The 14,261-nt window shown below is 58.0% G+C and carries 10 protein-coding genes and 3 pseudogenes; 11 read left to right on the forward strand and 2 right to left on the reverse strand.

What is annotated here, in order from left to right:
• Nucleotides 1–309: 309 nt before the first annotated feature.
• Together RPS27_RS09505 and RPS27_RS09510 are read right to left on the reverse strand one after the other, a co-directional pair.
• Nucleotides 310–1,161 (reverse strand): sugar phosphate isomerase/epimerase family protein, encoded by an 852-nt coding sequence (locus tag RPS27_RS09505; protein ID WP_128955100.1) that lies wholly within the window; start codon nucleotides 1,159–1,161, stop codon nucleotides 310–312.
• A 7-nt stretch (nucleotides 1,162–1,168) separates the two neighbouring features.
• A complete protein-coding gene (locus RPS27_RS09510; protein ID WP_128929774.1) occupies nucleotides 1,169–2,455 on the reverse strand; it encodes an NAD(P)/FAD-dependent oxidoreductase in 1,287 nt (428 codons plus the stop codon).
• Nucleotides 2,456–2,702: 247 nt separating this feature from the next.
• Here RPS27_RS09510 and RPS27_RS09515 point away from each other — a divergent pair.
• From RPS27_RS09515 to RPS27_RS09565, 11 genes and pseudogenes are all read left to right on the forward strand, one after another.
• Nucleotides 2,703–3,818: pseudogene (locus tag RPS27_RS09515) on the forward strand (DDE-type integrase/transposase/recombinase); the annotation flags it as partial.
• Nucleotides 3,819–3,922: 104 nt separating this feature from the next.
• Nucleotides 3,923–4,288: a hypothetical protein gene (locus RPS27_RS09520; protein WP_128929773.1), complete on the forward strand. Its 366-nt coding sequence runs from the start codon at nucleotides 3,923–3,925 to the stop codon at nucleotides 4,286–4,288.
• Between the two features lie 176 nt (nucleotides 4,289–4,464).
• Nucleotides 4,465–5,478 (forward strand): sterol desaturase family protein, encoded by a 1,014-nt coding sequence (locus RPS27_RS09525; RefSeq protein WP_128955099.1) that lies wholly within the window; start codon nucleotides 4,465–4,467, stop codon nucleotides 5,476–5,478.
• A gap of 94 nt (nucleotides 5,479–5,572) precedes the next feature.
• Nucleotides 5,573–6,664: a substrate-binding domain-containing protein gene (locus RPS27_RS09530; protein ID WP_128929771.1), complete on the forward strand. Its 1,092-nt coding sequence runs from the start codon at nucleotides 5,573–5,575 to the stop codon at nucleotides 6,662–6,664.
• 38 nt (nucleotides 6,665–6,702) lie between these two features.
• A complete protein-coding gene (locus tag RPS27_RS09535; protein ID WP_164934141.1) occupies nucleotides 6,703–8,241 on the forward strand; it encodes a sugar ABC transporter ATP-binding protein in 1,539 nt (512 codons plus the stop codon).
• Nucleotides 8,238–9,272: an ABC transporter permease gene (locus RPS27_RS09540; RefSeq protein WP_128929769.1), complete on the forward strand. Its 1,035-nt coding sequence runs from the start codon at nucleotides 8,238–8,240 to the stop codon at nucleotides 9,270–9,272. Before RPS27_RS09535 ends, RPS27_RS09540 begins: the two co-directional genes overlap by 4 nt.
• Nucleotides 9,273–9,285: 13 nt before the next feature.
• Nucleotides 9,286–9,527, forward strand: a pseudogene (locus RPS27_RS09545) (hypothetical protein); the annotation flags it as partial.
• Between the two features lie 563 nt (nucleotides 9,528–10,090).
• Nucleotides 10,091–11,386, forward strand: a pseudogene (locus RPS27_RS09550) (extracellular solute-binding protein).
• An 85-nt stretch (nucleotides 11,387–11,471) separates the two neighbouring features.
• Nucleotides 11,472–12,407, forward strand: coding sequence for a carbohydrate ABC transporter permease (locus RPS27_RS09555; RefSeq protein WP_232995606.1), 936 nt, complete (start codon nucleotides 11,472–11,474; stop codon nucleotides 12,405–12,407).
• 107 nt (nucleotides 12,408–12,514) lie between these two features.
• The gene (locus tag RPS27_RS09560; protein WP_245470880.1) at nucleotides 12,515–13,279 is read left to right on the forward strand and encodes a carbohydrate ABC transporter permease; all 765 of its coding nucleotides are present in this window, start codon (nucleotides 12,515–12,517) and stop codon (nucleotides 13,277–13,279) included.
• Nucleotides 13,276–14,217, forward strand: a complete 942-nt coding sequence (locus tag RPS27_RS09565) for a ribokinase (RefSeq protein WP_128929766.1) — start codon at nucleotides 13,276–13,278, stop codon at nucleotides 14,215–14,217. The genes RPS27_RS09560 and RPS27_RS09565 overlap by 4 nt, the downstream gene beginning before the upstream one ends.
• Nucleotides 14,218–14,261 lie beyond the last annotated feature (44 nt).

Here is a 14,261-nt window from a genome sequence, read left to right on the forward strand (position 1 = left end):
GACTTCTAGTTCTCCCGCGTACCCGTCGACCTCATTGCACCTTTGGATCTTCTCAATAGACCATGTATGCATGCGCCGCTTCCGGCCGGGCCCCCCAAACCGATGTCGACCAAGATCCCAGCGCTCTCATAGCTCAAATCAACAGAAAGAGGCCATCTGGATCAGCACACGAAGCGTGTATCGACGATACAACAAATCGCGATCGCCTTGATCTGGACACCTACATCTGCAGTCTACAGTTTGCAGTCTTCAGCAGCGGAGCAGTAGTGGGCTGTAACGTTTCCTGAGTTCAAGCGCTGTCGTTGTGCTCTACGCGTTGTCTTCCAGGTGGGCTCCAGACTTGTCCCAAGCCTTCCTGACGCATTCTCGAAGCATCAGGGCTTCGCTCCAGCGATCCGTTGTATCTTCACCATCTCGACCGGTTATCGCGTACGGCCGCGGCCCCAACTCGCAAGTAAACGCCAATGCCTCTCCGTCCGCCGCGCGCCGGCGCCAACTCCGAAAGCCGTAGCCCCACCACTCTAAGAACTGGTCGAGCCACATTTGGTGCTGCGGGAAGCTAATCTCGATTTGTATTTGCTCGCGGCTTGCTACCCTACCGTGGAACGCCCAACACCTATCCAAAACTTGATGGATGTGGCTGTTATTCTCCTCGGTAATTGGCCATGAGAACTCGCGCCCAACAACGAAGTGCGAAATATCCCCCAGCAGCTTGAGATCGGGGATTCGTTCAAGTAGATCGAGTGTAAAGAACAGGTCGGTCGTCATCCGGTCGCGATGTGTCTCTATATAGACGGGAAAATCGACCTCCTCGGCAAGCCGCAGCCATCCTTCTAAAAGCGGGATGCAATCATCCAAGCGACGTGGCCGTACATCTGGTTGAATCTCAAGATGATGAAGACCGAATTCCGTTGCATTTTCGAGCACTGGCTTGAGCTCATCGATGGTCTTCGGAAAACACTGGCCTTCGGCTGTCAACCCGTTCGCCTTCAACAGGCCATGCAGCTCGCGTACGTACTCCCGGCTCCGCCAATCTGCGCTAACGCCGTCATAGCCGGCATCTTTGATCATTCGGATGTTTTCCTCAAGCCCGCGTTCTGGCTCCGTCGCGCTTCGCAATTCCATGGCCCAAAGCGACTGAAAGAACAGGATGGTGTTCATGTAGTGTCTACCTTCGAACTGCTGAGAGAGCGGCTTCATGCGTTGAGTGGGCGTTGACGGCATCTGACTGCAAGAGCTTTCTCAAATCGTAGCTTGGGTCCTGCAGGACGGAAGGCGACGGGCGAAGGCGCCTCTCAATTATCGAGGTCGCGACTCGGACGATCTTTGCTACTTGCGATAGGCTACCGAACGCCGCCGTGGCCTCTAGAACGCCAAATCTGTCTAGGAGAAACGTTACTATACCCCCATCGTCTAAACTACGATTTACCTCGACCTGCGATTTGTTCGGAATGCCAGCAACTTGGAATACTTTGTCGAATTGATCAGACCACATCCATGGAACTGCCCTATAGGAAACCTTTCGTCCCAAAATGTTCAACGCGGCAGTGCCCCCCTGGTCCAGCGCATTCTTCCATGCCTCCAATCGTATCGTGTCTTTACCCGTCGACGCCGGATATCTTGCTGCGTCTCCGGCGGCGAAGATCCGAGAGTCTGCAGTTTGGAGGTATTCATTGACGAGAATGCCGTCGTCAGTGGCAAGGCCAGCCTTCTGCGCCAATTCAACGTCGGGATCCGCGCCAACAGCAACCAGAACTGTGTCGGCTACGAATTCCTGTCCTGATCTGAGTCGCACGCCCTCGACCATGTCGCAACCAATGATCGCCTCCACGTCCGCTCCGAGGAAAACCTTGGTGCCGTTGGAACGATGCAGTTCTAAGATTCTATCGGACGTCGAGATCGGCATCACGCGAGACAGCAGAGCGGGTGCCTTTTCCAAAACTGTTGTGTCAACACCTCTTGCCCGGGCAGACGCCGCGACTTCCAATCCGATCAGTCCTCCGCCGATAACGACAAGCCTTCGTGCCGGCATCAATCTCTCTCGGAGAACGGCGGATTGATCCAACGACCGCAGCGCGATCACTCCCTTCGAGCCGACGCCAGGCAACTGCGGAAAACGCGGTTTTGCTCCTGTCGCGAGCAGGAGGTAGTCATACCGAAAACGATCTCCTCCAGCGAGTGTAACGCTCTGTGCGTCCCGGTCGATTGCTTCCGCTCTGACCCCAGAGCGGAAAAGGATTCCGTTCTGGTCAAGCCAACCTGGGGCAAGAGCCGCTACGCCGCTGAAGCTCTCCTCTTGAGTAAGGACTGACTTGGACAGAGGCGGACGCTCATAAGGGGCGGACCGTTCCTCCGTTAGGAGTACAATCTCGTCGGACCACCCATGCTCCCGTAGTGCGCGAGCTGCACTCGTCCCAGCATGTCCAGCACCAACTATGACAATTCTTCGAGCCATCACATCAAGTCCGAACTGTGCGAGCTTGGAGGTTAGTCGCCGACATCTGATTTAGGCTATTCTGAACCTGATGTTTTTCCATCATGTTTACGATTCGTAGACTCGCTCGTGTGCGGGGCGCCCCGAGTCGGCGGCCTGCCGGCGTAGGATCAACGCCATGTAGTGTGGCGTGTTCGCCGTCAGCGCCTCTGAGACCAGGACTTCACGAAGGAGGATTTCTGGTTCATCGTTGCCGTACGGAGCGAAGTTGAAGCAGAAATCCGGGCCGGACAAAGCCCCGGCAGAACAAGTGCTGAAGGACAACCGACGCCAGGCACCTCGGCAGTATTCAGCGGAAAAGAATATCCGTATCGTGTTGGAAGGATTTGCGCGACGAGGAGAATATCTCCGAGCTGTGTGGCCTCGATGTATTATGGCCGGTCCAAGGAGTTCCTTGAGGCTGGCAAACGCCGCCTTGGGGGGCGACACTGCCCGCTCAGCCACGTCCGGCGAGGTCAAGGATCTTCGTCGTGAAGCCTCCGAATTGAAGGAGGTGGTCGCCGATCGTACCCTGGAGAACCGCTTACAAAAAAGAGTTGAGCGCGGCTGGGGAGGACGAGGCATGAGGTATCCTGCGTTCGCGAAGGCCGAGATCATCGCGCTGGTCGAGCAATCACCATCTGCGTGCCAGACGCACGCTCGAGAAGCTCGGCATCCCGCGAGCCGCATTTTATCGGTGGTACGATCGCTACCGTGCGGTTGGCGTTGAGGTACTGGCTGAGTATCGCTCGAAGTCGGACATGGTCTGGAATCGGGTTCCTGACGAAGTCCGCGGTCAGATCATCGATCTGGCGCTGGAGATTCCCGAGCTGTCGCCGCGCGAGCTGGCGGTGCGCTTCACCGATGACAGAAAGTACTTAGTCTCCGAGGCGCTGGGTCTATCGGCTGCTGAAGGCGCACGACCTGATCACCAGCCCCGCCTATGAGGTGATCAAGACGGCCAACGAGTTCAAGGACAAGACCACGGCGATCAACCAGCTCTGTCAGACTGACTTCGCCTACCTCAAGATCACCGGCTGGGGCTGGTATTATCTGTTCACTGTGCTCGCTGACTTCTCGCGTTATATCGTGGCGTTGAGGATGAGCCCAACCATGTGCGCCTCCGACGTTACGGCCACGCTCGACCGGGCGCTTGTCGCCTCAGGCCTGGAGTACATCAATATAAAGCAGCGGTCACGGCTTCTCAGCGACAACGGATCAAGTTACGTCGCGGATGATCTGGCCACCTGGCTCAAGGGCAAGGACATACGGCCTGTGCGCGGTGCGCCAATCATCGCCAGACCCAGGGCACTGGCATCAGACCTTGAAGAACCGCATCTTGCTGAGCGCATCAAGCGCGAGACCATCGCAATCCGTCGCTTGCGGCATCGACTGCAGGCAGCTTAACCTCTAGCCCAAGATGATCCGGAGCCTCCCTTCTCGAAATGCATGAGCGGTCTCAAATTATCTGACGACGGACACAACGCGAACATTGCGGCGCCGTGGTCGAAGTTGGCGAAGAGTTCGGCCGCGGCGGTGAAGGTCGTGTGGTCCGTTGTGAGCAAGACGCCAAAGTTCGTCGCCGGTGGCGCAGCCCTCAGCGTACAACGGTTCGCTGCTAATAACGCGAGCGACCGGTTCGCGGCGAAGTCGTTCACCTCGAAGTGGCGCCCGGCGCAATCCGTTGTGGCCGCTCAGATGCTGCATCGCGGTTCGAAAGGCAGTGATGTCTGGTGTACCGGTGTTTCGATAGCGAGCACGCTAAGTTGCATCAGTTGCCGATCTGCAATCTATACTCTCGACCGCTATACGTAGCGTGCAGGGGAGCAAACGAGCCGTACAATGACGAGCGTTTAGCGGCCGTGGCGACAATGCAGTAAGCCGTAGCTCGACATTTTGATGGATTTCAATCAACCTAACCATCGAGCCATCCAACGCTCTGCCATATACTGAAGAAAATATAGGGGTGGATTGCGCGCCAGGAGGAAGCGATGATGGAGGAAACTAAATTCGGCCGTCGCGACGAGTTTGGTCACTACGCGCCTAAGGAGCTCATCAGTTATGGGCCGTTGTTCACGTTGCCTCCGAAACCTATGGCGGTGATAAAGTGGTTGCCAGGGTACTTTTTGCCTTGGAACCTGCTGCTTATCGTGTTCGGGATCGGTTATTGGCTCTTTCTTGCGCCGTCTCTTGAACAAATGAAGACACTCGAGATCGGCTGGGTACTTTATCTCGTTCTCCTCAACTATGCCATCGTCGTCCTTTGGTATGGCGCCTGGCACTCTTGGCTCTACGTTTTGCGACGGCAGGAGACGCGCTTTAAGTACAACCCGCGTTGGCCCACGGCCAGAGCTACTGTTTTCGTCTTCGGCAAACAGGCTTTGGACAATATTTTCTGGACGATAACGAGCGGCGTTCCGGTCTTTACAGCATATCAGGTCGCGGCGTTTTATCTTTATGCCAACGGCTACGTGCCTCTCATCACCTTGTCAGACAACCCAATATGGTTCATCGTCCTGCTGTTACTCGTCCCATTCATTCATGAGGTCCACTTTTACGCGGTTCACCGCCTGCTTCATACTCGTCTCCTCTACAAGTACGTTCATTCATTGCACCACAATAATACGAACGTGCTTCCCTGGTCGGGATTAGCGATGCACCCGGTCGAACACATCCTGTATTTTTCTGTCATCGTGTTGATCGCTGTCTTCAATTCACATCCAATACATATGCTTGCCATGGTGATGCGCGCGGGCCTCGCTCCAGCAATTGCCCATACCGGTTTCGATCGAACCGAGCTGGGGGGCGAGCGCACCGTCCCATCTGGAGTCTACGCTCATTATCTTCACCACAAGCTTTTCGAGGTGAATTACGCTGATGGGGCGGTCCCACTAGACAAGTGGTTTGGCAGCTTTCACGACGGCAGCCCTGAAGCCGATGAGCGTCTAAAGCTTCGTATGGAACGGCGTGCTGAAGCTTATGCCAAGAAGGACGCTCGAGCCTGACTGGGTGCTCAACGTACCCTAGAATCCTATTGAAGAACTCAAGCCGCACGGAGAACTCCGCGGCCAAGCACCACGTCAGCAAAGGGGAAACGTTATGATTGTGGCAAGGATTGTTCGTCGCGCATTTCTCGCAGGCGTCGCGGGGATCGCCCTTACAAGTGTAGCGTTCGCAGACGGGCCCACTCCGATTCGAGTTAAGTCGGACGCGCACGCCGAGGTACCGCAAAAGTTTAAGAATCACGCGGTTAAGATCGCGGTTGTCCGCCAGCTCAACACTGGCGACGTGTATCAGGAGTGGATTGCCGGCGTTGAGGCTGAAGCGAAGAAGCTCGGCGTCAAGCTGACGGTCTACAACGCCGACGGCGACAATGCGAAGCAGGCGCTGATGCTGCAGCAGGCCGTAGCCACTCAGCCGGATGCCATCGTCATTGGTTGGGGATTTGGTGATAGTCTGCGCGACGGCATCAAGGCGGCCGCTGACGCCAATATTCCTGTCGTGACCTACTACGTTTCGGTCGAGCCGTCGGACAAGGTCATCACCGTTGATCAGGGCGACAAGCTGATGATGACCGGCATCCTTGGTGCTCTGAAGGCCCATATCGGCGGCGACGGTGCAAAGGCTGACGTCATCTATGTCTATGTGCCAGGCTATCAGGCGCTCGATCTGCGCAACGAAGTCTGGAAGGAATTCTTGAGGGCCAACCCTGGCGTCAATACGGTAGCGACGATCGGCGTCGTCAACGCCAACACTGCCGCCCAGACGGCCGATCAGGCCAAGGCAGCGCTGACTGCCCATCCAAACGTCAAGGCGATTGTCGCGCCGTATGATGAGTTCACCAAAGGCGCATCGCTAGCGATCAGCGAACTCGGTCTGGCGGACAAGGTTAAGACCTATGGCATGGACATCTCAACTGCCGACATCGCGGTAATGACGAAGCCACACAGTCCTTGGGTGGTCACGGCTACCACCAACCAGTCCAATGTCGGCTCGGTCGTACTGCGGGTGGCCGCGGCCAGGATTGCCGGCGACCTCATCGGCAACACGCTGAGCGTGCCGCCGCTGGTTATCACTCAGGAAGAGCTGCGCACGAACAAAGTCGAGAACATCGAACAGCTTGGTGCGGTCTTTCCGGATCTGAAGACGCCGGACGTGGCGAAGGCCCCTTGGATGGATAAGATGAAATGAATCGGTCCACGCAGGAAAGCCTCGCTGGAGGTTGCCCTATGTCCGAGCGAACGAGAGCCCTCGTCGAGTTCCGCAACATCACCAAGCGCTTCGGTGCCACGCAAGCGCTAAAGGGTGTGAGCTTCTCGATTATGCCGGGCGAGACGCTGGGTCTGCTCGGTGCCAACGGCGCCGGCAAGTCCACGCTCATCAAAGTGCTCTCCGGCAATTTCCTGCGCACGTCCGGCGAAATCCTGATCGAGGGCGAGCGGACCGAAATCCGCTCGCCGACCGAAGCGCGTGACTGCGGCATCGCGACCGTTCACCAGAACATCGACGATGCCGTGGTGTTCGGCATGACAGTGGCAGAAAATTTGCTGCTCGACGATCTCTCGACCGCCGACTCGCCCTTCTTTCTCAACCGCCGCAGCGTCATGGACCGCGCGCAGCAGGTGCAGCAGAAGTTGGGCCTCAAGCTACCGCTGGAAGCTCCGGTGGAGGAACTGTCAGCGAGCGGTCGGCAGGAGGTGGCGATCGCGCGCGCCCTAGTGAAGAACCCTAAGCTGTTGATCCTCGACGAGCCGACTTCGACGCTGTCGGCGCGTGAAGCGGAAAAATTGTTCGAGGCGGTGGCGGACCTCAAGCGGCGCGGTATCGCGGTGCTTTACGTCTCGCACCGCATGAGCGAGAGCCAGCAACTATGCAACCGCGCAGTCGTTTTGCGCAATGGTCAGATCGTTTCCGAGCACCAGTCACCGCTCGATACGAATGCGATAGCGACATCAATTCTCGGCGATCTGATCTTGTCGGCGAAACATGTCATCCGCCGCTCGGACCAGGTGCCGGTGTTTGTCGGACGCGGCTTGCGTGTGCGGCCCGATGCGGTGCCCGTCGACCTGACGTTCCGCAAGGGCGAGGTGATCGGTATCACCGGGCTCGTTGGCGCCGGGAAGACCGAGCTTCTGGAACAGATTTACGGTGCTATGCCGCTGGTTTCGGGCAAGATGCTGCTCAACGATCGGCCCTTCAAGCCGCGCGACGCAGCCGATGCGCTGACGAGGGGCGTGGCGATGGTGCCGGAGGAGCGCGCGAAGCAATCGATCTTCCCTGGCGAGGGCCTGGCGAAGCATTGCTCGATCGGCGCAATGGGATTCTTCAGCCGCTATGGCTTCATCGACCTACATAAAGAAGTGGCATTCACCCAGGATATCATCCGTGACTACAACGTCAAGTGTCCCGGCTGGGATGCCCCCATCGAGGCGCTGTCGGGAGGCAATCAGCAGAAGCTGTTAGTCGGCCGCTGGCTCAAGCACGGCTGGTCACTTCTAATTCTTGACGAACCGTTCCGGGGAATCGACATCGGAGCGCGCGGCATCATCTCGGACGCGCTGCGGGCTTTCTCGGAGTACAACTCGGTCGTAGTCTCGTCGTCGGACCCTGAGGAAGTGGTGGAGGTCGCCGACCGCGTACTCATTATGGTCGAAGGAGCGATCGCGGGCGAAGTTATGGCGGATGCGCTCAGCTCCGAAGAGCTTTCTGAAATCATGAGCCGGACCGGTGCAGCTCGGCAAGGCGTAAGTGGGGGCACCCTTCAATGACAATCCAAAACTCGCTCGCGCAGCCGGCCGAGCCTGGATCCACCCGCGGCAGCGCGGAAAAGCTGAAAGTCTTCATCTACCGCTACGGGCTTTTGGCCGTTCTGGTGCTGATGATTCTGTTCTTCTCCTGGCAGCAGCCGTTCTTCCGCACGTTCGCCAATGCAATGTTTATCCTGCAAGCGGCCTCGGTGGTCGCGGTGATCGGGCTTGGCGCCACGGTTTCGATGACGGTCGGCGGATTCGACCTGTCCGTAGGAGCGTCGATGTCGCTTGCGGTGATGGCAGCAACCGCGGCGATGGTGATCGGCGACCTCGGTGGCGCCCCAGCGATTCTGATCGCCGTGGCGGCGGGCGTCGCGGTCGGCCTATTCAACACTTTTCTCATTGTCTACGCCCGCATCCCCGATCTGGTGGCAACGCTCTCCGGCTTGTTCCTCATCAACGGGTTGACCTTGCTCGGCGTCTCGGGCCAGTCGATCGCGGAGGGTATGTCGTTCAACGGCAATGTCGCTCCGGGCAAGTTCTCGCCGCTATTCGGCTGGCTAGGTGGTGGGCGGCTGTTCGGTATCCCAGCGTCAGTCGTGGTCGCAGGTCTGATATTCATCGTCGTCATTGTGCTGCTCAATTACACGCGGTGGGGGCGGGCCTTCTACGCCGTTGGGGGCAATCCGATCGCAGCCGCGGCGGCCGGCATCCGCGTGGCGCGTTATCGCATGGCGGCATACCTGATCTCCGGCGCGTTGGCAGCAATCGCCGGAGTCATGTTAGCGGCCCGCTCCAACCGGGGCGACGTCAATGTGGGCGACGCGTACTTGCTGCAGGCCGTGTCCGCCGCGCTCGTGGGATATGCCGTGCTTGGCGCCAACAAAGCGAATGCCGTCGGTACGCTGGTTGGCGCGGTCTTCGTCGCCACACTAATCAACGGACTGACAATGTTCAATTTCCCGTACTACGCGCAAAGCTTCGTTCAGGGAGTGCTGCTCGTGGTCGCGTTGCTGATGAGTTACACGCTTGGCCCACGCCGCCGTTGAACTTAGTTCTTGGTCGGCGATCTTGTGCGCGGTTGACGAACAAGGAGCTGTTACGCAAGAGATCTCCTCCAATATCCAGGAGGCACACACGGGGCCCGCCGAGTGGCTTCGAGCATAGCCGACGTGAAGCGCCGCGCAACGGAGACCGGCTCGGCTTCGAGTTAACTGCTCACCTACGCGCAGATGCTGTCCAACGACAGCGCGCGGCTGAAGACAGAGGTCCGGAGATTCCTGATGACGGTTCTTGCAGCTTAAAGCCGTCTCGGCGCATTCGGAGGAACGGTACGGAAGACGGAAAACCGTGTGAAGTACTGCAGTGGAGGATTGAAACCTTTGCCCTATCGCGCACTCGAGAACGGTCATTGTGAACCTCGCTAACCGGCGCGTGCACAAGAGATTTCGGAGCCGCCACATCCCAGGACAATCGACTGTCGTTTGACTGCCGAAGCTACGAGGCGTCAGCGTCATAAGTTTGCTAATTGATCCTTGAGGATGACTGCTGCCAGTCCAGCAAATTGGTAGACAACGTGGCTTGAGTACGCCTGACGCGATCCGCGGATCACTTTCTGAACTACCGATTGTTCGACGTTACCCAATCTTACCCAAAGAGAGTTCGGAAAACCGCTTACGACGGAACAGCGGGCGCTAGCCTTGCCGACACTGCGGCCTCTCGAAGAGGAGGGGGCACGAGGTTTACGGGCCAAAGAGCTCACCGGAGGGGAATCATGCCAAGGAAGTACGCTGCTTGTCCGGACCGTTCAGCAAATTTTGCTAGGAAAGCTACCCTTATCTGCTCCACGCTTTTGGCCGGAACGGCCATGGCGCTTACCCACGCCAAGGCAGACGACATCAATTGGCGCCAGTTCGAAGGCGAGTCGATCGTCTGGGCCTCCGATATTCATCCATATGCCGATGCGGTTGCAGCCCAGCTGCCGGAATTCGAGAAGCTTACCGGCATCAAGGTGACGCCGGAGCTTTATCCGGACGATGCGTATTGGAATAAGTTGACGATCCAGCTCAGCACCAAATCACCAAGCTGGGACGTTGTCGGTACGGGCATTCAACCGGCTTGGGATCTTGCGCCCGGTCAATTGCTTGAGCCCCTCGACCGCTATCTGAACGATCCGAAACTTACGGCGGCCGGCTACGATTACAAGGATTTCTTCCCAGCACTACGAGATGCGCTGACTTGGAAGGTCAAGGAAGGCCAGATCGAGCCGGGAAGCGGGCAGGTGTGGGCCATTCCGCATGGCTTCGAGAATATCCAACTGTTCTAACGGAAGGACATCCTCGACAAGTATGGCATCAAGGTCCCTACGACCCCGCCGGAGATGTCCGCGGCATGCGAAAAGCTGAAGGCTGCCGATCCGACGATTACGCCCCTTGGCGTCCGCGGTGTGCGGTTCTGGAGCAGCATCCACACGGCCGCAATCTCGATCGCCAGGTCCTACGGGGTGCACGATTTCACCGTCAAGGACGGTAAGCTCGACACCGGCCTCGACTCACCCGAGTCGATCGCTTTCCACAAGGACTATGTGGACATGATCAAGAAGTGCGCGGCGCCCTCCTTTGCTAACGACAATTGGTACCAGGTGGTCGAAGGCATCAATTCCGGCCGCACAGCCATGGCGATCGATTCCAACATGTTTGGCTTTTGGAACGACGTTGCCGGCAAGCCAGCCTCAGGCAAAATAGCATTTGCGCCGCCCTTGCGTGCTCCGAATGCCAAAAACTTCGAATCCAACATCTGGATCTGGTCTTTGGCGATGAATGCGGCATCGCAAAAGAAGGGAGCTGCGTGGCTCTTCATCCAATGGGCGACTTCGAAGCAAGTGAAGCTCAACGGTGCCGTGGCCGGCAAGCTCGTCAACTCTCCGCGCACCTCGACCTGGACTGACAAGGCATGGCTCGAATACGCGGCAAAGCCTGAATTCAACAACTTTGTCGACACGTTCAAGAGCGTGCAGGACCGGGCAAAGCTGGCCTTTACAGCTCGCGTCGGCTTTGCCGAAGCAATGAATGCCTGGGCCGTTGCCATGCAGAAAATGGTCAACGGAGCTGACGTGAAGGCGACATTGACAGACCTCGCGGCCGAAATCCGATCGACCATGTGAAGTGCCGAGGGGGCGGCGGCGACCCGCTGCCCCTTCTTGCAATTAGAGATGTAGTCATATGGAACTTCGAGGATACGACGCAATCGTGACGCTGCAGTCTTCGGCCAGCCAACTTGCCTCCTCACAGGATCGGCGGATCAAGAGCGCTGAGGAGCCGCGTCTTGACTGGTGGAGCATTGCAGCAATTGCGCCAGCCATCGTCATACTTGTAGGATTTCTGCTTCTGTTCTTCTACGGCGTCTATCAGTCGTTGACTGACCTCAGGTTCGGTCGCCCCTTGGTCCACTTCATCGGCCTCAACAATTACGCGGCGCTGATTAAGACAGAGGATTTCTGGAATAGCATTCGCGCGACGCTGGTCTACTCTGGATCCGCCGTCCTTGCCGAGGCAGCCTTCGGTCTCGCGCTTGCCAAGCTGTTCGCGACCGAAGTCTTCCTGGCCCGCGTGATGCGGCCGGTCATTCTCCTGCCCCTCGTCCTACCCCCGATGAGCGTAGCGCTCATGTGGACGACCATGATGGACCCACAAAACGGGATCATGAATTATCTGTTGTCGCTTGTCGGGATCGGCCGATTTGCCTGGATCTCAGATCCCGTGACCGCAATGTTCTCCCTGGTCCTGATCGACGTATGGACCTACACGCCCTTCTTCGCACTCATCATCTTCGCCGGCCTTCAGGGCATCAATGAAGAGGTGAGAGAAGCCGCGCGCGTTAACGGTGCGAAGGGCTTGGCGACCTTTCTGCACATCGAGCAGCCTCTGATTGCTCCCTACATTCTGATCGCGGCGGTGTTTCGGCTGATCGAGTCTCTCAACCAGTTCGACATCATCTTCGGGACAACCCAAGGCGGGCCCGGCAACAGCACTTCGGTTCTTTCGGTACGTGCCTACATCACCGCGTTCCAGAATCTCGCTTTTGGGCGTGGCGCCGCACTGATGGTGGTCAATTGGCTGATCGTGCTAGTCGGGACGTTCGCCATGGTCAAGCTCTGGCGCTTTGTTCGCCAGCGCGTCAGCTGAAGAGGCCGCGCATGCGCGTCAATCGTTCGACTCCCGCCAATCTGATCCTCAACCTGCTCGTGGGCGTTTGCGCATTTATCCTAGCTTTTCCGCTTATCTGGATATTGATGATGTCGCTGAAGCAGCAGGCCGAAGTCATGACCTGGCCACCGACCTTTCTGTTCTCGCCGACCCTGGAGAATTTTCGCGTGCTGTTTGATGTCGCCCAGGCGGGGGCGACCAGCTATGGCACCATCAAAGTCGATTTCTTGACGCCGATCACCAACAGCGTCGTCATAGCGCTGGGCTCGGTCATCGTGTCTCTGCTCGTGGGCGTGCCGGCCGGCTACGTGCTGGCGCGGCGCGACATACCTCTCAAAGAGGACATTGCGTTCTTCATTCTTGGATTCCGCTTTGCCCCGGTTCTCCTGGTCGTCATCCCGCTCTTCAGCGTATTCCAGACCATCGGGCTATATGACACCTATCTCGGCATGATCTGGGTCTACCAGGTGGTCACACTGCCGATGATCGTCTGGCTGAGCCGCTCCTACATCGAGGACATCCCCAAGGACATCGAGGAGGCGGCTGCCATGGACGGCGCCAAACCCGTTCGCGTCGTGCTGCACATCGTGCTGCCACTGTTGAAGCCAGGACTGATCGGAGCCTCATTGCTCATCTTCCTGCTCGCCTGGCACAATTTTGCCCTCGGTCTAATGCTGAGCTCGACCAAGGCGCCGGTGACGGTCGCTCTGCTCAAGCTTCTCAATCCGGGCGTGCAGTTCTATCCCGTCATGGCGGCCGGGCTCGTCGTGACGATGATCATTCCCGTCATCCTGATCGTCATTGGCCAGCGTCACCTCGAACGCGGCCTCACCTTCGGTGCCGTAAAATGAACACCCGGCCATTGATGTTCTTCGGAACGACGAATCTCGATCTCTGCTTCAACGTCGAGCGACTGCCGACTCCAGGTGAAAGCCTGATGGGCGGCTTGACCCGTTACCCCGGAGGCAAGGGCGCCAATCAGGCCGTTGCTGCCGCCCGGCTTGGCCTCAAGCCACATTTCTACACGCGTCTCGGCGATGACGATGCCGGCCACTGGCTGTTGCAGTCCCTGATGCAGGCCGGCGTTCGCGCAGATGCCATTCAGATCTCTGCGGGCGAGGTCTCCGGTTCAGCCCTGGTCATGGTCGGCGACGACGGCTCGAACATGATCGTCATAGACCCTGGCACGAATTTGAACGTGACACCCGAGATGATCGAGCGCGCGGCCGAGTTCATCGCGCGCGATGCAATCGTTGTTGCGGAAATGGGGATGCCGATCTCGGCCCTTAATCGGCTCTTCGAGATGAAGGCGGACAAGGGTTTTGAACTCATCTTCAAGCCGGCGCCGGTCAGGCCCGGGCTTTCACCGGCCGCGTGGGCAAGCGTTGACTTCGTCACGCCGAACCAGACGGAAGCCTTTGAGCTCACAGGGATCGAAGTCCTCGACTTCCACACAGCCGCGGGCGCGGCCTTAAAGCTTCTCGATCTCGGTCCAGCTGCCGCCCTAATCACCTTGGGCGCGCAGGGCGCTTACTATGCCGACAAGAAGCAATCTTTTTCTCTGCGCGCCTTCCCGGTGAAGGTCGTGGATACCACGGCCGCAGGGGATGCTTTCAATGGCGCCTTCGCCGCTTCATTGGCTGAGAGCCTGCCCTTGAGGGAAGCCGTACGAAGGGCGCTCGCGGTGGCAGCCCTGTGCGTGACGCGCCGCGGTGCTCAAAGCTCGATGCCGAGCCGCGAGGCGGTTGGCGAATTTCTGCAATCACAAACGATCCTGGAGTTGGAATGACTGAACAGTTCTCAGTTTCGGATAGAACGGTGCTCGTAACCGGA

Origin of the sequence: Bradyrhizobium sp. WYCCWR 12699 (assembly GCF_032144035.1) — a bacterium.
In the GTDB taxonomy this organism is placed as follows: Bacteria; Pseudomonadota; Alphaproteobacteria; order Rhizobiales; family Xanthobacteraceae; genus Bradyrhizobium.